This is a genomic window from Saccharothrix longispora (assembly GCF_031455225.1).
GTDB lineage: Bacteria > Actinomycetota > Actinomycetes > Mycobacteriales > Pseudonocardiaceae > Actinosynnema > Actinosynnema longispora.
On the sequence record NZ_JAVDSG010000001.1, the window covers coordinates 7950950 to 7971178 of the forward strand.

The 20229-nt window shown below is 72.6% G+C and carries 12 protein-coding genes; 7 read left to right on the forward strand and 5 right to left on the reverse strand.

What is annotated here, in order from left to right; translation table 11 throughout:
* The first annotated feature begins 2 nt into the window (after positions 1-2).
* Together J2S66_RS34920 and J2S66_RS34925 are read left to right on the forward strand one after the other, a co-directional pair.
* The gene (locus J2S66_RS34920) at positions 3-3914 is read left to right on the forward strand and encodes an ATP-binding protein (protein WP_310313457.1); all 3912 of its coding nucleotides are present in this window, start codon (positions 3-5) and stop codon (positions 3912-3914) included.
* A gap of 195 nt (positions 3915-4109) precedes the next feature.
* Entirely contained in the window at positions 4110-9092 is a 4983-nt protein-coding gene (locus J2S66_RS34925) for an NAD-glutamate dehydrogenase (RefSeq protein ID WP_310313460.1), read from the forward strand.
* A gap of 45 nt (positions 9093-9137) precedes the next feature.
* Here the strand turns inward: J2S66_RS34925 and J2S66_RS34930 are convergent, their stop codons facing one another.
* Both J2S66_RS34930 and J2S66_RS34935 read right to left on the reverse strand, forming a co-directional pair.
* The gene (locus J2S66_RS34930; RefSeq protein ID WP_310313462.1) at positions 9138-10268 is read right to left on the reverse strand and encodes a hypothetical protein; all 1131 of its coding nucleotides are present in this window, start codon (positions 10266-10268) and stop codon (positions 9138-9140) included.
* Between the two features lie 151 nt (positions 10269-10419).
* Entirely contained in the window at positions 10420-12090 is a 1671-nt protein-coding gene (locus J2S66_RS34935) for a carbohydrate-binding module family 20 domain-containing protein (RefSeq protein ID WP_310313464.1), read from the reverse strand.
* Positions 12091-12210: 120 nt separating this feature from the next.
* On the opposite strand from J2S66_RS34935, the gene J2S66_RS34940 reads away from it, so the two are divergent.
* The 5 genes from J2S66_RS34940 to J2S66_RS34960 are packed head-to-tail and all read left to right on the forward strand — an operon-like array spanning position 12211 to position 16828.
* The gene (locus J2S66_RS34940; RefSeq protein WP_310313466.1) at positions 12211-13770 is read left to right on the forward strand and encodes a glycoside hydrolase family 13 protein; all 1560 of its coding nucleotides are present in this window, start codon (positions 12211-12213) and stop codon (positions 13768-13770) included.
* A gap of 11 nt (positions 13771-13781) precedes the next feature.
* On the forward strand, positions 13782-14777 hold the full coding sequence (locus J2S66_RS34945; RefSeq protein WP_310313468.1) for a LacI family DNA-binding transcriptional regulator: 996 nt from the start codon (positions 13782-13784) through the stop codon (positions 14775-14777).
* Positions 14774-15727 carry a DNA glycosylase AlkZ-like family protein gene (locus J2S66_RS34950; protein WP_310313471.1) on the forward strand — a complete coding sequence of 318 codons (954 nt, stop codon included), beginning with the start codon at positions 14774-14776 and terminating at the stop codon, positions 15725-15727. Before J2S66_RS34945 ends, J2S66_RS34950 begins: the two co-directional genes overlap by 4 nt.
* Before the next feature lie 50 nt (positions 15728-15777).
* Positions 15778-16209 (forward strand): acyl-CoA thioesterase, encoded by a 432-nt coding sequence (locus J2S66_RS34955; RefSeq protein ID WP_310313473.1) that lies wholly within the window; start codon positions 15778-15780, stop codon positions 16207-16209.
* Positions 16202-16828 carry a DUF8010 domain-containing protein gene (locus J2S66_RS34960; protein WP_310313475.1) on the forward strand — a complete coding sequence of 209 codons (627 nt, stop codon included), beginning with the start codon at positions 16202-16204 and terminating at the stop codon, positions 16826-16828. The genes J2S66_RS34955 and J2S66_RS34960 overlap by 8 nt, the downstream gene beginning before the upstream one ends.
* Before the next feature lie 378 nt (positions 16829-17206).
* Here the strand turns inward: J2S66_RS34960 and J2S66_RS34965 are convergent, their stop codons facing one another.
* The 3 genes from J2S66_RS34965 to J2S66_RS34975 all read right to left on the reverse strand — a co-directional run bounded on the left by J2S66_RS34965 (position 17207) and on the right by J2S66_RS34975 (position 20172).
* Complete coding sequence (locus J2S66_RS34965; RefSeq protein ID WP_310313478.1) at positions 17207-18802, reverse strand: glycoside hydrolase family 13 protein; 1596 nt, start codon at positions 18800-18802, stop codon at positions 17207-17209.
* Between the two features lie 58 nt (positions 18803-18860).
* The gene (locus J2S66_RS34970; RefSeq protein ID WP_310313481.1) at positions 18861-19247 is read right to left on the reverse strand and encodes a globin; all 387 of its coding nucleotides are present in this window, start codon (positions 19245-19247) and stop codon (positions 18861-18863) included.
* Positions 19248-19344: 97 nt separating this feature from the next.
* The gene (locus J2S66_RS34975; RefSeq protein WP_310315327.1) at positions 19345-20172 is read right to left on the reverse strand and encodes a mechanosensitive ion channel family protein; all 828 of its coding nucleotides are present in this window, start codon (positions 20170-20172) and stop codon (positions 19345-19347) included.
* Between the last annotated feature and the right edge of the window lie 57 nt (positions 20173-20229).

Genomic DNA, 20229 nt, shown 5'->3' on the forward strand with positions numbered 1-20229 from the left:
ACGTGGCGGCGAGGGGCGAGGCGCAGGCGGACGTCGAGGTGAGCACGCTGGTCGTGCCCGCCTGGCGGCTGCGTTGGCGGGCACCGGAGCTCGCTCTGGTGCTGGGCGAACGCGCCGTCGCCCTCGCCTCCACCCGGCGCGACGAGGTCGACAGGTTGCGCGCGGAGGCCCTCGTGGTCTTCGCGAGCAACCGCATGGGCCGCGGCGTGAAGACCGCCGACCGGGCGCTCGACGCCCTGAAGGCGGCCGAGGCCGCGGCCCAGCACGAGACGGCCTGGCGGCTGCGGGTCGAGCTGGCGGACAGCGCCAGGTCGGTCGGCGCGCCGCTGACCGGTTTCGCGGCCGTGCGGCCCGTCCTGGAGGCGGACGGCGTTCCGGCGGGTCTGCGCGCCGGTGCGCTGGTGCAGGCCGCCGAATGCCTGGTCTCGGTCGGCAGGGGACCGGCGCTGGGCCGGGCGCTGGACGAGGCGGACCGCCTCTACCAGGCCGACCCGATGCTCGACCACGACACGACTTTGCTGCACCGCGGCCTGCTCCGGGCCGTCGCGGCGGGCCGCCACCGCCGCTGGGGCGACTTGGCGGCGGCTGTCGAGGCGTGCCGGGAGGGCCTGTCCTTCCTGGCGGGTCTCCAGGACCCCGAGTCCGACAACGGCCAGGTGAGCGGCAGGCTCAGCGTCGAGCTGGTCTGCGCCCTGCTCGACTCGGGCAAGCCGGGCGAGGCGTCCGAGGTCGGCACCCCGCTGCTGGAACGCCCGGTGCGCGCCCCGTCGGCCACCGCCGCGGGTTGGCTGAGGCTGGCGCTGGCGACCCGCGTCCACCTGCCCGCCGGCCGGGTCGCCCTGGCCCGCGACCTGCTGCGCGACGTGGCCGACAGCGCCGAGCGCCACCAGCTCGACACCCTGCTGGCGGAGAGCCTCCTGGCGCTGGCCCACGTCCACGAGGTCGCCGGCAACCTGACCGACGCCCTGACGGACCTGCGGTCCGCGCACGCCGCCGAACGCAGGCGCGCCCGAGCCGTCTACGCCGTGCGGGCCAGGCTCGCCGCGGAGTTCTCGGGCGTCCACCGCCATCCGGCCGGCGGACTGCACGACGACCTGATCGCCCTCCTCGACGCGGGCAGCACCGCCGCCACCACCGCACCGCCCGCGGCACCGGCGGACGCGAACCTGACCCCGGAGGCCAGGCAGCAGCTGCGCCAGTGGCGCCCGGTCCAGGTGCACCGCAACGAGGGCATGCGCGTGAAGCGCTCCCGCCGGGCCGCCGAGGACATGACGGTGGACGGCATCTCGGCGGCGAGGGCCCACGCCGCCGACCGCTGGCGCCTGATCCAGCCCTTCGGCACGGACGAGCCGGAGCGCACCCCGAGCCCCAGCGCCCCGACCACCGACGCCCCGGCCACCGGAACTCAGGCCGCCGACGGTCCGGCCGGCAGCGCTCCGGGCCCCGATGTCCCGGTTGCCAACGCTCCGGACACCAACGCTCCGGACACCAACGCTCCGGGCAGCGGCACCTCGGGCGGCGGCGGCTCACCGGCGGCGCCCCAGGACCACGTACACCAAGTTGCCGCGCCCCGGATCAACACACCTCAGACCGCCGCATCCCAGACCGGCGCGTTCCCGCCCGCCGCGCCGATTGGGGCCGCGCCGATCCCTGCCGCGCCGATCCCTGCCGCGCCGATCTCTGCCGGGCCGATCCCTGCCGCACAGGCTTCCGCCGCGCAGGCCTCGGCCGAGCAGCCGCCTGCCGGCCAGTCGCCTGCTGGCCAGCCGCCTGCCGAACGGTCGCCCTTCGGGCAGCAGTTCGTGAGCCGTCCGCCCGGCAACCCGCCGCAGTTCGGCAACGCACCGCAGGCCGAACAGCCGGGCGGCCGACGCCGGGCACCGGACCCACCCCCGCAGCAGTCGACGCAAGGCCGCCCCGAGCACGCCAGAAGCGGCCAAGCCAGGCCCATCGCACCAACCACCCTCTCCCAACCCCCCACCCCGCCAGGCGGCTTGGCACAAAGCCCCACCACTCCTCCCGGCGATCGGCTTCCGGGTGCTCTGCCCGGCATGCCCCTGCCGGTGTTCCCCACCCCGCCCGTTCCGCCGGCCTCGGCCGCCTCCCCCACGCCGCCCGTCTTCCCGTCCGCGCCGGAAGTGCCCGCCGGCCTCGACTCGTCCCCGATGCCGAGCGCCGAGAGCCGTCCGCGCGTCGAACCGGAATCCGTGGTCGAGAAGACCGCGTTGATCCCGCGCATCCCGGCTGGACCCGAGCCGACCTCCGAACCGACCTCTCAGCCGGTCGTCGAGGCCGGAGCCCTTGATGCGGCGGGCGAGGACGGGGAACAGGAGCGGAGCGTTCCCGCCGCCGGGTTGATCGCTGCCGCCGGTGCCATGCGCAGCGGGCGGCGGCGCGCTCGGGAAGCCTCCGAGGATGAGGAGGCCGAGCGGGACGCCGGGGAGTCGAACGTGCTCGACAACCTCAAGGCCGCCGGGCTGCTCGATCCGCAGCGTGCCGGCGGCCGACGCCGGGCTCCCGAAACCGGAGCCGCCGAAACCGGAGCCGCCGAAACCGGAGCCGCCGAGGCCGAAGCTGCGCAGGTCGAAGCGCCGGAGGCACCGGGAACCCCTGAAGTCGCCGAGGTGGTGCGAGCGGTCGGGGCCCCGGAGGGCGAGACGGTGAAGTGGAAGGTCGAGGCCCCCGCTCGGCTGCGCGCGGACGAGCCCGCCGCCGAGCCTGTTGCGGACGAGCCTGCTGCGGACGAGTCCGCCGCCGACGAGCCTGTCGTGGACGAACCGGTCTTCGACGCGCCCGTGGTGGACGTCGACATGTTCGACTCGCCGACGATGGTGCAGCCCGCGATCCGGGATGACGTCCCGCCTGTCGGACTCGGTGCCGCATTTGTGAAGGGGCCGCTCATCCCCACGGCACGGGTGCCGGACCCGCCTGATTTTCCGGCGTCCGCCATGGATGCGTTCCCAATGCCGCCGCTCGTCGCCGACCCGTCTCGGGATGACGTCTCGGTCGCACCGGTTCCGAGCAGTCACGAACCGGCTACCGGAACATTCCCGGCCGGTGGCGCAACTCACTCCGCCGCGCCGCAGAATTCGTGGAGCGGTGCGGTCGAGCGTGACGCGGTTGCGCCCTCCGCAACGCCTGACGAGCCGGTCGGGGCTGATGCGGTCGTGGAATCCGACCGATCCGTCGCCCTGGGACACCATCGGCCGCAGCCGGACCCAGTGCACGAGCCGGAGCCGGACCTGGAGCCGAACCCCGAGTCGGACCTGGAGCCGGTGCGGGAGCCGGAGCCCGTCACGCCGCCCGCGCCGGAACCCGACACGACGCCGTCCGTGCCCGAGCCGAGCCAGGTGCCACCGGTGCCCGAACCCGACCAGGTGCCGCCGGTACCGGTCCCGGAGCCCGTGCCCCCGAAGCCGTCGCCGTCCGGGTTCCTGGGCGCGGCCGACGTGGAGGACGAGGAACCGGAGCAGCCGTTCGTCACGTCCGTCGTGGTCGGCGGCCGCACGATCGACCTGCCCGCCGTGGTCCAGCCGCCCGTGCTCGAATCACCCAGCGCCACCCGGGCCGCCCGCGCCGCCCGCCGCCCCAAGAGCGACCTGACCCTCGCGGAGTTGCTGGCCGAGGCCCTGGTGGCCTACGAGGACGCGCGGCGCGAGGGCGACGGGTTCCCGGATGACGAGATGGACGAGGACACCGCTCCGGTCCGGACCCAGGCCACCCACTCCCCGCCGACCCACTCCCCGCCGGCCCACTCCCCGCCGGTCGAGCCGCCGCAGGCCGAACGGCTGCCGGTCGGACCTCCGCCGATCGCACCGCCCGGGGTCGAGCCCGTCCCGGACAACGAGACGACCGCACCCATCCGCCGCCTGGACGCACCCCCGTTCGACACCTGGACGCTTCCCGAATCTTGAAATGATTTGAGGTTCTAATAAGGTTTCCCACGGGTAACAAAGTGGGAAATACGCTGGGCTGCGGTAAAATTCTCACTTTCGCGCAAGTGGTTCGATTCAGTGCGAGGGTTGCGGGTAACGGGTTCGCGTGCGTCTGGTTAAGTGGTGCGCGGACCCGGTACACAGAGGTACCGGATAGCGTGGAGTCGCCTGAACATGACCTCGACTGGAGTCCCGTCCCGATCCGAGCACGCCACCGGCAACGGCGCCGTGGCCCGCACGGCCAGTCCTGAACAGGCCCGTGACGAATTGATCGAACGGGCCGCAGCCAACGCCCCCGAGCTCACCGACCTGATCCGCCTGTACTACCGGCACGTCCCGGCCGAGGAGGTCATCGACGACGACCCGGTGGACCTGGTGGGTGCGGTGCGCTCGAACTACCAGCTCGCCGAGTCACGCGTGCCCGGGCGCCCCGTGGTGCGGATCATCAACCCGACGCGCGCGCACGACGGCTGGGCGTGCCCCGCCACGGTCGTGCAGGTCGTCACCGACGACATGCCGTACCTGGTCGACTCGGTGGCCTCCGAGCTGACCCGCGGCGGCGTGCAGGTGCAGCGGGTCGTGCACCCCATCGTGGTGGTGCGCCGCGACCTGGTCACGGGCGCCCTGCTGGAGGTCCTGCCGACGGCGGACCCGGCCAAGCCGCCCGCCGACGCGATCGCCGAGTCGTGGATGTGCGTCGAGGTCGACCTGCTCACCGACCCGGACCGGGCGCGCGAGCTGGAGACCAGGCTGCACACCGTCCTCAACGACGTGCGCGAGGTCGTCGAGGACACCGACAAGATGGCCGGCACGGCGCTCCAGCTGGCCGACCAGCTGGAGGCCGACCCGCCGCCGCTGCCGAAGCACGAGGTGTCCGACGGCGCGAACCTGCTGCGCTGGCTGGCCGACGAGCACTTCACGTTCCTCGGCTACCGCCGGTACGAGTTGCTCCACGACGACCCGGCCACCGACGGCGAACCGGCCCTGCGTGCGGTCCTGGCCAGCGGGCTGGGCGTGCTCCGGCAGGACAGCCTCGCGGCGCGCAGCCTCACCGCCGGCCCCGACGCGGGCGCGCAGGCGCTGTCGCCCGAGCTGCTGGTCCTCACCCAGGCCAGCGCCCAGTCGAGCGTCCACCGCTCGGTCTACCCGTACTACGTCGGTGTGAAGACCTTCGACGAGAACGGCGCCGTGACCGGTGAGCACCGGTTCCTCGGCGTCTTCTCCACCACCGCCCTGCACGAGGACGTGCTGGACATCCCGGCCATCGAGCGCCGGGTCCGCGACGTCATCCACCGCGCCGGCTTCCCGCTGCACTCCTACTCGGGGCAGCGGATGCTGGAGGTGATCCAGAACTACCCGCGCACGGAGCTGTTCTCGGTCGACACGGACACGCTCTACCAGACCGTCACGGGCGTCATCGCGCTCGCCGAGCGCCGCAGGCTGCGCCTCTTCCTGCGCCGCGACCCGTACGGCCGCTTCTACTCCTGCCTGGTCTACCTGCCGCGCGACCGCTACACCACGACGTCTCGCCTGGCCATGCAGGAAGTCCTGATCGACCAGCTCGGCGGCCTGAACCTGGAGTACAGCGCCCGCGTCGGCGAGTCGGCGCTGGCCCGCGTGCACTTCACCGTGCACACCGACCCCAAGAGCCTGGTCGAGCCGGACACCGCGTACATCCAGCAGCTGCTGGCCGAGGCCGTGCGGTCCTGGGACGACCGCATGGTCGAGGCCGTGCTGGACGACCAGGGGCAGGGGCTGGGCGCCGAGTCGTCGTCGGAGCAGGGCCAGCGGTTCGCCGCGGCCTTCCCGGAGGCGTACAAGGAGGACTTCACCGCGGCCGAGGGCCTGGCGGACTTCCGGCGCATCGAGGCGCTCAAGCCGGGCGACCTGGACATGGTGTTCTACGTGCCGCGCGCCGCCGAGGCCGGTGAGCGGCGGTTCAAGCTGTTCCTGGTCGGCGCCCGGGTCACGCTGTCCGACGTGCTGCCGATGCTCCAGCGCATGGGCGTGGTCGTGGTCGACGAACGCCCCTACCAGTTGTCCCGCGAGGACGGCGCCGAGTGCTGGATCTACGACTTCGGCCTGCGCATCGACCAGGGCGTGCTGGACAAGCTGTCCGGTGACGACCTGGAGTCGGTGCAGACGCGGTTCCAGGAGGCGTTCGCGGCGGCGTGGCGCGGCGAGACCGAGGTGGACGGCTTCAACACCCTCGTGCTGAAGGCCGGCATCACCTGGCAGCAGGCCGCGATGCTGCGCGCCTACGCCAAGTACCTGCGCCAGGGGGGCACCCCGTACAGCCAGGACTACATCGAGGACGCCGTCCTCGCGCACACCGACGTCGCCAAGGCACTGGTGGGGCTGTTCGAGGCCCGGTTCGACCCGGGCCTGACCGAGGAGCAGCGCGACAGCCGCACCGAGCACCTGGCGTCGGGGATCACGGCGCTCATCGACGACGTGACCAGCCTGGACGCCGACCGCATCCTGCGCAGCCTGCTGACCCTGGTGCAGGCGACGCTGCGCACGAACTACTTCGTGCGCGACGCCGGTGGCAACCCCCGCGCGTACCTGGCGGTGAAGCTGGACCCGCGGGCCATCCCGGACCTGCCGCAGCCGCGTCCCCGCTTCGAGATCTTCGTGTACTCGCCGCGCGTCGAGGGCGTGCACCTGCGGTTCGGGCCGGTGGCCCGCGGCGGCCTGCGCTGGTCCGACCGGCGCGAGGACTTCCGCACCGAGATCCTGGGCCTGGTCAAGGCGCAGGCGGTGAAGAACGCGGTGATCGTGCCGGTCGGCGCGAAGGGCGGCTTCGTCGTGAAGCGCCCGCCCGCCGCGACCGGCGACCAGGGCCTGGACCGCGAGGCGTTCCTGGCCGAGGGCATCGCGTGCTACCGCATGTTCATCTCCGGCCTGCTCGACCTGACCGACAACCTGAACTCGGGCACCGTCGTCCCGGCGCCGCAGGTCGTCCGGCACGACGGTGACGACACCTACCTGGTGGTCGCCGCCGACAAGGGCACGGCGCAGTTCTCCGACATCGCGAACGAGGTGTCGGCGGCCTACGGCTTCTGGCTGGGCGACGCGTTCGCCTCCGGCGGCTCGGTCGGCTACGACCACAAGGCCATGGGCATCACCGCCCGGGGTGCGTGGGAGAGCGTGAAGCGGCACTTCCGCGAGCTGGACCTCGACACCCAGTCCGAGGACTTCACCGTCGTCGGCGTCGGCGACATGTCCGGTGACGTGTTCGGCAACGGCATGCTGCTGTCCGAGCACATCCGGCTCGTCGCGGCGTTCGACCACCGGCACGTGTTCATCGACCCGGACCCGGACGCCGCGACGTCGTACGCCGAGCGCAAGCGGTTGTTCGAGCTGCCGCGCTCGTCGTGGGACGACTACGACCGCTCGCTGGTCAGCGCGGGCGGCGGCGTGTGGCCGCGCACCGCGAAGTCGATCCCGGTCAGCGAGCAGGCCCGCGTCGCCCTGGGACTGCCCGACGAGGTGACGAAGCTGTCGCCGCAGGAGCTGATGAGGGCGATCCTGGTCGCCCCGGTCGACCTGTTGTGGAACGGCGGTATCGGCACCTACGTGAAGGCGGGCGTCGAGTCGCACGCCGAGGTCGGCGACAAGGCCAACGACGCGATCCGCGTCAACGGCGCCGACCTCCGCGTGAGGGTCGTCGGCGAGGGCGGCAACCTGGGCCTGACCCAGCGCGGCCGCATCGAGTTCGCCCGTTCCGGTGGACGTGACGGGCAGGGCGGCAAGGTCAACACCGACGCCCTGGACAACTCGGCGGGCGTGGACTGCTCCGACCACGAGGTCAACATCAAGATCCTGCTCGACGAGCTGGTGCGCGACGGCAGGCTGGACAACGGGCAGCGCAACGAGCTGCTGGGCCAGATGACCGACGAGGTCGGCGAACTGGTGCTGGCCGACAACTACTCGCAGAACTTCGTGCTGGGGGTGTCCCGGGCGCACGCCGCGCCGATGCTGCCGGTGCACGCGCGGCTCGTCGCGGACCTGGAGCAGCGGGGCGTGCTGGACCGCGCGCTGGAAGCGCTGCCCAGCGCGGCGGAGTTCAAGGCGCTGGAGAAGGCCGGCCAGGGCCTGACCTCGCCGGAGCTGGCCACGCTGCTCGCGCACGTGAAGCTGGCGCTGAAGGAGGAGGTGCTGGCCGGCGACCTGCCCACGGTGGACGTGCTGGCCCGCAAGCTGCCCGACTACTTCCCGAGCGAGCTGCGCGAGCGGTTCGGCGACGCCGTCGCCGGGCACCCGCTGTCCCGCGAGATCATCGCGACGGTGCTGGTCAACGAGGTCGTCGACGGCGGTGGCGTGTCCTACGCCTACCGGTTGGCCGAGGAGATCAGCGCGTCGGCGACGGACGCGGTGCGCGCCTACGCCGTGGTGACGTCGATCTTCGACCTGCCGTCGCTGTGGCGGGAGATCCACGCGCTGGACAACGTGATCGCCACGCACGTCCAGGACGACATGGTGCTGGAGACGCGCCGCCTGCTGGACCGGGCGTCGCGGTGGCTGCTCACCAACCGCCCGCAGCCGTTGCCGGTGGGCTCCACGATCGCCCGCTTCCAGCCGGTGGTGGCCGCGCTGGCGCCGCGCGTGCCGGACATGCTCCAGGGCAACGAGCGGGAGTCGCTGCTCGGGCAGGTCGAACGGCTGGTGTCGCACGGCGTGCCCGAGGACCTGGCCCGCCGGGTCGCCTCGTTGCTGTTCACCTACGGCCTGCTCGACGTGACCGAGGTGGCGGAGTTGGCCGAGCGCGACGAGCGCGAGGAGGGGCGGACCGCCGGGGCCGAGCGGACGCACGAGGAGACGGCCGAGCTGTACTTCGCGCTGTCGGACCACCTCGACGTGGACAAGATGCTCAGCTCGGTGTCCGGCCTGGAGCGCATCAACCGCTGGCACGCGCTGGCGCGGCTGGCGCTGCGGGACGACTTCTACTCGTCGCTGCGGTCGATCACGATCGACGTGCTGCGGTCGGGCGACCCGGGTGACGACCCGGTGCAGAAGATCGCCGAGTGGGAGCAGGCGAACGCGTCCCGCCTGAGCCGCGCGCGCGCCGCACTGGAGGAGATCAACCGGGTCAGCAAGCTCGACCTGGCGACGCTGTCGGTGGCCGCGAGGCAGGTCCGCGGCATGATCCGCTGACGAGCGGGGCGCCGCGGGACCTGCCCGCGGCGCCCCCGGCGGGTGTCAGCCCAGCAGCCACGGCCCGGTGTGGTTCAGGTCGTACGGCATGTCCGCGGGCGCGCCCGCGGCGTTGAAGCAGCGGACGTTGATCCCGGTCTCCCCGCTCCAGTGGCCCACCTTGCAGAACTGGCCGTCCCAGCCACCGGACGCCGCCGCGTGGACGTTGCCGGTGGCCAGGTCGGCGTGGGTGAAGCGCAGGGAGTAGGTGCCCGTGCCCAGTCGGGTGGCCGTCGCGCCGCCCGCCGGGACCTCGTGCAGGTAGGACGCGGCCGGCGGGTACGACGCCTCGGTGGGCCGGTGCGCGAGGGCGTAGCCGGACTGGTGGCCGTCGGTGTTGCAGCACCCGCTGAGGCCGAGGGTGTTGGTGCGGTCGGTGAAGGTCAGCGCGAACCGGCTGTCGACCGGCGTGCCCGCCGCCGCGTGGCACCGGACGGAGATCGAGATGACGCTGGCCGGTGTGGTCCAGCCGAAGCTGAAGACCGCGCACCGCTCGCTGCCCGAGCCGTAGGCCGTGACCTGGGCGTGCCCGCCGCGCACGAGGTGGCCGATGCCCGGCACCAGGACCTTGTAGGTGCCGACGCCCGTGCGGAGGACGGTGTTGGACTCGCCGACCGAGTTGTACTGGTACGTCGGGGTGGGCGTGTACGACGGGCTGGTCGGGTTGCCCGCGAACAGGTAGGCGCCCGGGTAGGTCTGCCCGTACTCCAGGCCGCGCCACTGCGTGACGTTGGTGAAGTTCGCGGTGAACCGGCTGTCGACCGGCGCGCCGGCGTGGGTGGAGCAGCGGACGGTGACGACCTGGTCGTCGCCCGACACGAACCAGTTCCCCACCTTGCACCGGTGCGTGCCGGGGCCGTACGCGGTGGCGTGGGCGACGCCGCCGACGACCCCGAGGCCGGGGAAGCGCACGGCGTAGACGCCTAAGCCCGATCTGGTGATGGTGTTGGTGGCGGTCAGGCCGGTGCTGTTCATCTGGTAGGTCGGGTCCGGTGTGTAGGACGCGGCCGTGGGGTTGTCCGCCCACACGTAGCCCGCGCCGCGCACCGGCCCGCCGCCTGCGCTCGCGGAGCCGCCGGTCACGACGGCGGTCAGCGCGACCACGACGACCACCGCCGAGTTGATGAGTGCCCGCATCTGGTCCCCTTCGTCCTGATCAAGTCCCGGGATCGTGCCGCACCGCGGCACCGGGCACCAGCGAAGCCGACGAATCAGGCGGACGGGACGTGTCCGGTGGGGACGTGGCCGGGGCGGGGACCTCGGGCACGTCCCCACCCCGGCGGGCGCGCTAGGTGCGCCAGGTGTCGTCGAGCGCGGCCGGCGCGGTCGCCGTGCGGTTGCCGCCCGACTCCCACGTGACGTTCCCCGACGCGTCCTTGCGGACGTACTTGTACTGGAACGCCGTGCCGCTCGGCAGCGACACCGACGCCCGCCACGTCGGGTAGGTCGCCGGGGACAGCGCCACCGCGTTCGCCGGGTTCCACGAGCCCAGGGACGGGTGGTCGCCGACCACGAAGACGTTCTGCCCGGTCACGGTCGTCGCGTTCACCGCGAACGACGACGCGCCGGTCGGCGGGGGCGTGGTGCCGCCGGTCGAACCGACGTGGATCGCCAGTGCCTCGCCCGCGCCCAGGGTGGCGGTGAACTGGCCGTTCGAGCCGACCACCACACCGGCGCAGCCCTCCCGCTGCACGTTGCAGTAGGTGCCGGCGGGCAGGGACGTCTGGAACGTCCGGGTCAGCGACGAGCCCTCCCGGTTGATCGCGACGAAGCCCTTGTTCCCGCGCCCGAAGGCGATGGCGTCACCGCCGTTGTCCCACCAGTTCACCACCGCCGTGCCGGCCACGGTGTTGCGGAACGGCACCATGTTCGCGATCTGCGTCCACCGGTGCTGGCACTTCCAGCCGCCGGTGTAGCACTCCGAGCCGCCGGGCGGGCCCGCGTCGTGGTCGGAGAACTCGTAGCCGGAGTACACGTTCGGGGCGCCGTAGGGCCAGGCCAGCATGAAGACGTTGGCCAGCGTGTAGGTGGACCCGTCCTTGTAGGTCAGGGTGGAGCCGTTGCGCTCGGTGTCCCAGTTGTCGACGAACGACCGCGCCCGGTTGCCGGGCAGGAAGCCCCACGACTGGCCGAACGTGCTCAGGTACGCCAGGTTCTCGTTGGCGAAGATCCGCTTGATGTCGTAGGCGTAGCGGAACTCGTCCACGTCGCCCGAGCCGGTGTACTCGCCCGGTTGCACGGCCTCGCCGGCGCCGTAGATGACCTCGTGCACCCAGAACACGTTCGGGTTGCTCAACCTCGACTTGATCGCCGACAGGTCGGCCGCCGCGATGTGCTTGGCCGCGTCGATCCGGAACCCGTCGACGCCCATCGCGATCAGCCGGTTCAGGTACTCGGCGATCTTGCCGCGCACGTAGTCGCTGCCCGTGTTCAGGTCGGACAGGCTGACCAGCTCGCAGTTCTGCACGTTGTCGCGGTTGCGGTAGTCGGTGATGTTCGTGCGGCAGGAGTGGAAGTCCTGGTCGGCGTAGTAGCCGGGGTAGTTGTACTTGGTGAACGACGAGCCGCCGGTGCCGGTGCCGCCGGAAATGCCCGCCATGTGGTTGACCACCGCGTCGGCGATGACCTTCACGCCGGCCGCGTGGCAGGTGTTGATCATGTTCCGGAACGCGGCCTCGTCGCCGAGGCGACCGGCGATGCGGTAGCTGACCGGCTGGTAGGAGGTCCACCACTGCGAGCCCTGGACGTGCTCGGTGGCGGGGGAGACCTCGACGAACCCGTAGCCCTTGGGGCCCAGGACGTTCGTGCACTCGGCGGCGACCCGGGAGAACGGCCACTGGAACAGGGTGGCGGTGACGTCCTTCGGGCCGGGCGGGGTTGCAAAGCTTTGCGGAGCCGACAGGAGGCTCAGCACGAGCACGGTTATCGCGAGCAGCGCTCGCCGGGATGCGGAAACCACGGTGTCTCCTCGATGGCAGGGTGTGCTCTAGGTCATACCAGCTGCCAGACTTGCTGAAAACACTTGCAAAGTATTTCATTGCCCTCCGGCCGCGGCCGAACCGATCCGGAAGGACTTCCCATGGCTCAGGACTGGTGGCGCGAGGCCGTCATCTACCAGGTGTACGTGCGCAGCTTCGCCGACTCGAACGGCGACGGCGTCGGCGACCTGCCCGGCATCCGCTCCCGGCTGCCCCACCTCGCCGACCTCGGCGTGGACGCGGTGTGGATCACCCCGTTCTACGCCTCCCCGATGGCCGATGGCGGCTACGACGTGGCGGACTACCGCGACGTCGACCCCTCGTTCGGCACCCTCGACGACGCCCGCGCGCTCATCGCCGACGCACACGACCTGGGCATCCGGGTCATCGTGGACCTCGTCCCCAACCACACCTCCGACCGGCACGCGTGGTTCCAGGAGGCGTTGCGGGCCGGCCCCGGTTCGCCCGAGCGCGCCCGCTACCACTTCCGCGACGGCCTCGGCGAGGGCGGCGCGACCCCGCCGAACGACTGGGAGTCGGTGTTCGGCGGCCCCGCGTGGACCAGGGTCCCGGACGGCCAGTGGTACCTGCACCTGTTCGCGCCCGAGCAGCCCGACCTGAACTGGGACCAGGCGGAGGTGCGCGACGAGTTCCTCGACGTGCTGCGGTTCTGGCTCGACCTCGGCGTGGACGGGTTCCGCATCGACGTCGCGCACGGGATGGTCAAGGCCGACGGCCTGCCCGACGTCGGCACCCCGAACCACCTCACGCTGCTGGGCACCGAGGCGCTGCCGTTCTTCGACCAGGACGGCGTGCACGAGATCTACCGCGACTGGCGCAAGGTGCTCGACTCCTACCCCGGTCGGCGGATCGGCGTGGCCGAGGCGTGGACGCCCACCCCCGAGCGCACGGCCCGCTACCTGAGGTCCGACGAGCTGCACCAGGCGTTCAACTTCCACTACCTGACCGCCGACTGGGCCGCCGCCGACCTGCGCGCGGTCATCGACGACTCGCTGGCCGCGATGGCGCCGGTGTCCGCGCCGACGACGTGGGTGCTGTCCAACCACGACGTGCGGCGGCACGTCACCCGGTACGGGAGCGTGGCGCGGGCGCGGGCCGCCGCGCTGCTGATGCTCGCGCTGCCCGGCAGCGCGTACGTCTACCAGGGCGAGGAACTGGGCCTGCCGGAGGTGCTGGACCTGCCCGAGGAGGTCCTCCAGGACCCGGTGTGGGAGCGGTCCGGGCACACCGACCGGGGCCGTGACGGCTGCCGCGTTCCCATCCCGTGGACGCCCGACGGCCCGTCGCTGGGCTTCGGCGACGGCGACCCGTGGCTGCCGCAGCCCGCGGACTGGGCGCGGCTGAGCGTGGCGGCCCAGACCGGCGACCCGAACTCGGTGCTGGAGCTGTACCGGTCGGCGCTGGCGGCGCGGCGGGCGCACCCGGACCTCGGCGCGGGCTCCGAAGTGGAGTGGCTGGACGCGCCGGCGGACGTGCTGTCGTTCCGCCGCAACGGTTTCACCTGCGTGGTCAACACCGGCGCGGGGACCGTGCGGCTGCCCGCCGACGGCGAGGTGCTGCTGTCCTCCGCGGGCGTCGCGACCGAAGGCCCGGACCTCCTCGTGCCGCCGGACACGACCGTGTGGCTCACGCGCCCGTAGAGTCACTGGGTGTGACAGCGCGCCTCAGTGACATCGCGAACCAGGCGGGCGTGAGCGAGGCGACCGTGAGCCGGGTGGTCAACGGCAAGCCGGGGGTCTCCTCCGCCACCCGGCAGGCCGTGGTCGCCGCGATGGACGTCCTCGGCTACGAGCGCCCGCCCAGGCTCCGCCAGCGAAGCGCGGGGTTGATCGGGTTGATCACCCCCGAGTTGAACAACCCGATTTTCCCGGCGTTCGCGCAGGTCATCGAACAGGTGTTGACGCGAGACGGCTACACGCCGGTGCTCTGCACGCAGACGCCCGGCGGGTCCACCGAGGACCAGTTGACCGAGATGCTGGTCGACCGGGGCGTCACCGGCATCGTGTTCGTCGCCGGCCTGCACGCCGACACCACGGCCGACATGGACCGGTACGTGAAGCTGGCCGGGCGCGGCGTGCCGTTCGTGATGATCAACGGGTTCACCGACCAGGTGTCCGCGCCGTTCGTGTCGGTCGACTACCGGACCGCCGTGCGACTCGCCGTGTCCCACCTGGTGGAACTCGGGCACGAGAAGGTCGGGCTCGCCGTCGGCCCGCCGCGGTTCGTGCCCGCGCAGCGCATGGTGGAGGGCTTCACCCTCGTCCGCCCGCACGCCTCCGACCTCGTGGAGCACTCCCTGTTCACGGTCGAGGGCGGCCAGGCGGCGGCCGGCGCGCTGCTCGACCGGGGCTGCACGGCGATCGTGTGCGGCAGCGACCTGATGGCGTTCGGCGCGATCCGCGCGGCCCGCCACCGCGGCCTGTCCGTGCCCCGCGACGTGTCCGTGGTCGGGTTCGACGACTCGCCGCTGATCGTGTTCGCCGACCCGCCGCTCACCACGATCCGGCAGCCGGTCGAGGCGATGGGGCAGGCCGCCGTGCACGCGCTGCTGGAGGAGATCGGCGGCACGCCCGCGCCGCACGCCGAGTTCGTGTTCCAGCCCGAGCTGGTGGTGCGCGGCTCCACGGGCGCGGCCCCCGGCCGGTGAGCGTCCCCGCCGCCCGGATGAGGGCGCAGCGGCTCTCGCACCCGGCCGCGGACCTGGACGACCTGCTGGACTCGGTCGTCGCCCTCCAGGCCCAGGACGTGCCCGCCGCGCGGCTGGCCGCCCGCGCGCGGGGCGTGCGGGCGCTGGACGGACCCGTCGTGCGCACGTGGGCCATGCGCGGCACCCTGCACCTGCTGCACGAGCGGGACCTGTGGGTGGTCGACCTGCTCGGCCCGGTGTTCGCCGCCGCGGGCCGCCGTCGGCGCGCGGCGCTCGGCCTGACCGACGAGCTGTGCGCCCGCGCCCTGCCCGCCCTGCGCGAGGTGCTCGCCGACCCGCTCGACCGGCCCGCCCTCGTCGCCCGCCTGGCGGAGGTCGGCATCCCGCTCGACCCGGCGTCGCAGGCCCCCGCGCACCTGCTCGCGTTCGCCGCGCACTCGGGTCTGCTGTGGCGGGGCCTGGACGACACCTACCGGCTGCTGCGCGCCGACCGCGAGCCGCGCCGCGCGGACGACGGCGTGCGCGAGCTGTGGCGGCGCTACCGCCGCGCGTACGGCCCGGCGACGCCGGACGACTTCGCCGCGTGGAGCGGCCTGCCCAAGAGGATGGCCAGGGACCTGCCCGAGGTGGTCGGCGAACCGGCCGCGCCCACCGGCGCGGTGCGGCTGCTCGGCCACTTCGACCCCTACCTGCTCGGCTACCGCGACCGCTCCGCCGTGCTCGACCCGGCGCACGCGCGGCTCGTGCAGACCGGCGGCGGGGTCCTCACCCCGCACGTCGTGGTCGACGGCCGGGTCGTGGCCGTGTGGCGGCGGGTACGCGGGCGCGTCGGGGTGACCCCGTTCGGCGACCGCCCGGACATCGCCGAGGAAATCGCGGAGGGGGTCGCGGAGGAGGTCGCTGACCTGGGGCGTTTCCTCGACGCGGACGCCGCATCAACCCGGCGGTAGCACCTGGATAGTGTTCCTGCCAGGCATCGACAGCGGGAGGCGCGTTCAAGTTGGGTGTGTTCGTCACGGGTGTGCGCCCGCGCTGGTCGGACATGGACGCCTACGGCCACGTCAACCACGCCAACACGGTGACGCTGCTGGAGGAGGCCCGGATCGACCTGCTGTTCACCGAGGCCGCCCGGCACGGCGTGCCGGACATGGCGCGGGGCGTGGTGGTGGCCAGGCTCGTGGTGGACTACCTCGCGCCGCTGGTGTTCACCGGTGACGAGGTCGTGGTGGAGATGTCGGTGCGGGAGTTGAAGGCCGCCTCGTTCACCCTCGACTACACCGTGCGGGACGGCAAGCAGGAGGGCAGCGCCGTCGTCACGACCGCTGAGACCCTGATGGTCCCGTACAACCTGACGGCCGGGCGCCCCCGCCGTCTCCTCGAAGCCGAGCGCGACTTCCTCGCGGGCTGGCGTGCCGGAGGTAATGGTGCCTGAACTGGTCTTCACCGATCCCGCCGAGCGGGACGACCTCGGCGCGTTCGTCGCGCGCGCCGTGCGCCTGGACCCCCAGTCCGTGGTGCGGCTGCGCAACCGGGAGTCCGGCGACCTGCTGGACGCCTGGGTGGCGACCCCGTTCGACGCGCTGGCCACCCGCACGGTGGCCGGCCGGGTGACCCCCGCCGACGTGACGGTGTCCGCGACCGACCTGCTCACCGGCCTGGCCGTGGTGCGCGACGCCACCGTCGACCCCGGTCCGGCCCGGGACATGATGTGGCGCTCCGCGCTGCCGCCCGCGTCCGGCTGGCTGGCCGTGGACCGGCTGCCCGGCAGCGTGGTGTCCGACCTCGCCGAGAAGGGCGTGGCGGTGGCGCGCGAGAACGCCGGGCCGCGCGGCAACCCGCCCGCGTCGCTGCTCGACCAGACCGTGCTCACGGTCAGCGGCTCCGGCCTGGACGTCAAGGTGCCCATGCGGTGCCTGTTCGCGCTGTCCGGCATGGGCTTCCTCGCCGGCGACGACGTGCGGATCACCGCCACCGACTCGTGGCTGCGCATCGACGCCCGCTTCGGCGCGGTGGTCCGCCGCCGCCACTCGATGCTTCCCCTGCTGGTCTGATCCCACTCACGTTCGAGTGCCCTTTCGGGGTCAGCCGACTACTTGGGTGGTCGAGCCGGCTACGGAGGGCACTGCGTGGAGTTCAGGGTGTCGGGGCCGGTCGAGGCCGTGGTGGACGGTGACCGGCCCCGGTCGGCGGGCCGGAGCCGAAGACGCTGCCGGCGCTGCCGGCCGTCCGCGCCGGCAGGGTCGTGTCGCTCGACCAGTCGGTCGACGCCGTGTGGGGGAGCACCCGCCGGAGCGGTCGCCACGTCCTGGACTCCTGATCCCCCCCGGGACGACCCGACCGGGGTACTCCCCCCGGGGGGAGTGGTGGAGGCGCGTCGAGGGGACCGCGCCCGCGCCACGTCCGCCCGGGGATCGGACCGGGGCGCCGTGTCACACGAGCCAGACCGCCGTGTCGGGGGGCAGCTGGTTGCCGTCCATCGGACCGCTGGCCAGCAGCACCCCGCCGGGCGGCAGCGGCACCGGGCCGCCGGAGGTGTTCAGGGCGCAGATCAGGCCGCCGCCCTTGCGCCGGAACGCGAAGCAGCCCGCCGGTGCGCCGTACCACTCCAGTTCCTCGCCGTCGAACGCCGCGTTCGACTTCCGCAGCTCCAGGGCGTGCCGGTAGAACGACAGCATCGAGCCGGGGTCCTCCAGCTGCGACTCGGCGGTCAGGCCCGCCCACTCGTTCGGCTGCGGCAGCCACGTGCCCGCGGCCCCCGAGAAGCCGAACGGCGGCGTGTCGCCCTCCCAGGGCAGCGGAACCCGGCAGCCGTCGCGGCCCCGGTCGGCGTGCCGCGAGCGGACCCAGATCGGGTCCTGGAGCGCCCAGTCGGGCAGCTCGACGTTCGGCAGGCCCAGTTCCTCGCCGTTGTAGAGGTAGACGACGCCGGGCAGCGCCAACTCCACCAGGACCATCGCCCGCGCCCGCTTCGCGCCGAGCGCGCCGCCGCCGTAGCGGGTGACGTGCCGGGGCACGTCGTGGTTGGACAGCGTCCAGGTCGGCGGGGTGCCGAGGCCGCGCACGGCGTTCAGCGAGTGGTCGACGGCCGCGCGGACGGCGTCGGCGTCGAACGGCGCCTCCAGCAGCCGGAAGTTGAAGCCCAGGTGCAGCTCGTCGGGCCGCACGTAGGCCGCCCACCGGGCGTCGTCCTTGACCCAGATCTCGCCGACGGCCATCCGGTTGGGGTACTCGTCGACGACCTTGCGGATCAGCCGGTGCACGTCGTGCACCGCGTCGTTGTCGAACCGGGGGTCCACGGCGTTGTCGTGCCGCACACCCGAGCCGAGTTCGGCCCTGGGGTCCACGTTCCGCAGGTCGCGGGGTTTGGCCATGCCGTGCGCCACGTCGATGCGGAACCCGTCCACGCCCCGGTCCAGCCAGAACCGCAGGGTGCGCGCCAGGTCGGCGGCCACCTCGGGGTTCTCCCAGTTCAGGTCGGGCTGCTCGGGCGCGAACAGGTGCAGGTACCACTGGCCGTCGGGCACCCGCGTCCACGCCGGGCCGCCGAACTGGCTGGGCCAGTTGTTGGGCGGCACGGAGCCGTCGAAGCCGCCGCCGTCGCGGAAGACGTAGCGCTCCCGCTCGGGCGAGCCGGGAGCCGACCGCAGGGCGGCCTGGAACCAGGCGTGCCGGTCGCTGGTGTGGTTGGGCACGACGTCGATCGTGATCTTGATGTTGTGCTCGTGGGCCTCGGCGACCAGCCGGTCGAAGGCCGCCAGGTCGCCGAACAGCGGGTCGACGTCACGGGGGTCGGCGACGTCGTAGCCGTGATCGGCCATCGGGGAGGTGAAGAACGGCGTGAGCCACAGCGCGTCGACACCCAGCAGTTCGAGGTAGCCGAGCCGGGACCGGATGCCGTCGAGGTCGCCCACGCCGTCACCGTTCGCATCGGCGAACGAGCGGACGTAGACCTGGTAGAAGACGGCGTCACGCCACCAGGCGGACTCGTCGGCGATCTCTTGGGGGAGGTCGGAGGATCGTCGCACGAGAGGTCATCCTGCCATTCGCAACCGACAAGCCGTCCCCGTTCGGGTGATCACCGGTTCACGACCAGGCGTTCATGAGGCTGTTCGCGGCCATGTCGAGGTACGCCCAGAGCTGCTCGCGGTGCTCGTCGGACATCTCCTCGGCGTCCACCGCGACCTTCATGCAGCGCAGCCAGGCGTCCCGCTCCACGGGCCCGATGACGAACGGCGCGTGCCTCATCCGCAACCGGGGGTGACCGCGCGTGTCCGAGTACGTGTGCGGGCCGCCCCAGTACTGCATCAGGAACAGCCGGAATCGCTCCTCGGCCGGGCCGAGGTCCTCTTCGGGGTAGAGGGGGCGCAGGACCGGATCGGTAGCCACCTCTTCGTAGAAGCGCTTGACGATCCGGTGGAAGGTGTCGTACCCGCCCACCGCGTCGTAGAAGTTCTCCGGAGGAGTGGTCACCCCTCCATCCTGCCACCCGCCCCCGACGAACCCCGATCGAGAGTCCAACCCCCGGACGTTGGACTCACGGGTCCTGGGCGTTGGACTCTCGGCGCGGCTAGGACTTGAGCGAGATCCCGGCGTCCTCCAGGGCCGGCATCAGCTTGGCCCGCAGGGCCCGCTGCACGGCCCACTGGCGGCCGGGGCGGACCTTCACGGTGACGCGCATCGTGATGCCCTCGGGCGTGACCTTCTCCACACCCAGGACCTGTGGCTTGTCGGTCACGTCCTTCGCCATCAGCTCCTCCGCGGCGGCCTTGTCGACCGCCGCGGTGAGGACCTCGGTCGCCGTGCTCAGGTTGGCGCCGTAGGCCAGCGGCAGGTCGACGACCGCCACCGCGAAGCCCTGGGACGAGTTGCCGACCCGCAGGATCTCGCCGTTGCGGACGTACCAGACCGTGCCGTTGGTGTCGCGGATCGTGGTGATCCGCAGCGCCACCGCCTCGACGGTGCCGGTCGCGGGCCCGAGGTCGACCACGTCGCCCACGCCGTACTGGTCCTCCAGCATCATGAACATGCCGGCCAGGAAGTCCTTGACCAGGTTCTGCGCGCCGAAGCCGATCGCGACGCCGAGGATGCCCGCCGACGTGAGGATCGGCGCGACGTTCATGCCCAGCTCCGTCAGGACCTGGATGAACGCCACGCCGAACACGATGATCGTGATGAACGACTTGAGCACCGAGCCGATGGTCTTGGCCCGCTGCTCGCGCCGCTCGGAGACGAACGTCCCGAGGGCCTGGGGCGCCCGCTCGCGCAGGGGCCTGAGCAGCTTGGGCTTCTTGCCGCCGTTGCCGCGGGTCATCCGGTCGATCAACCGCCGCAGCACCGCCCGGACCACCACGGCGATGATCACGATCAGCGCGATGCGCAGGGCGCCCTCGGCCATCTTCGGGCCGTTGGTCAACCACCACTCCACGGCGAGGGTCGACTCCACGTCCACGTT

Bases quoted from the DNA above. Each gene is read 5' to 3' on its own strand.
- J2S66_RS34975 (WP_310315327.1), bottom strand. From the start codon at position 20,172: ATGGCCGAGGGCGCCCTGCGCATCGCGCTGATCGTGATCATCGCCGTG.
- J2S66_RS34940 (WP_310313466.1), top strand. From the start codon at position 12,211: ATGGCTCAGGACTGGTGGCGCGAGGCCGTCATCTACCAGGTGTACGTG.
- J2S66_RS34925 (WP_310313460.1), top strand. From the start codon at position 4,110: ATGACCTCGACTGGAGTCCCGTCCCGATCCGAGCACGCCACCGGCAAC.
- J2S66_RS34930 (WP_310313462.1), bottom strand. From the start codon at position 10,268: ATGCGGGCACTCATCAACTCGGCGGTGGTCGTCGTGGTCGCGCTGACC.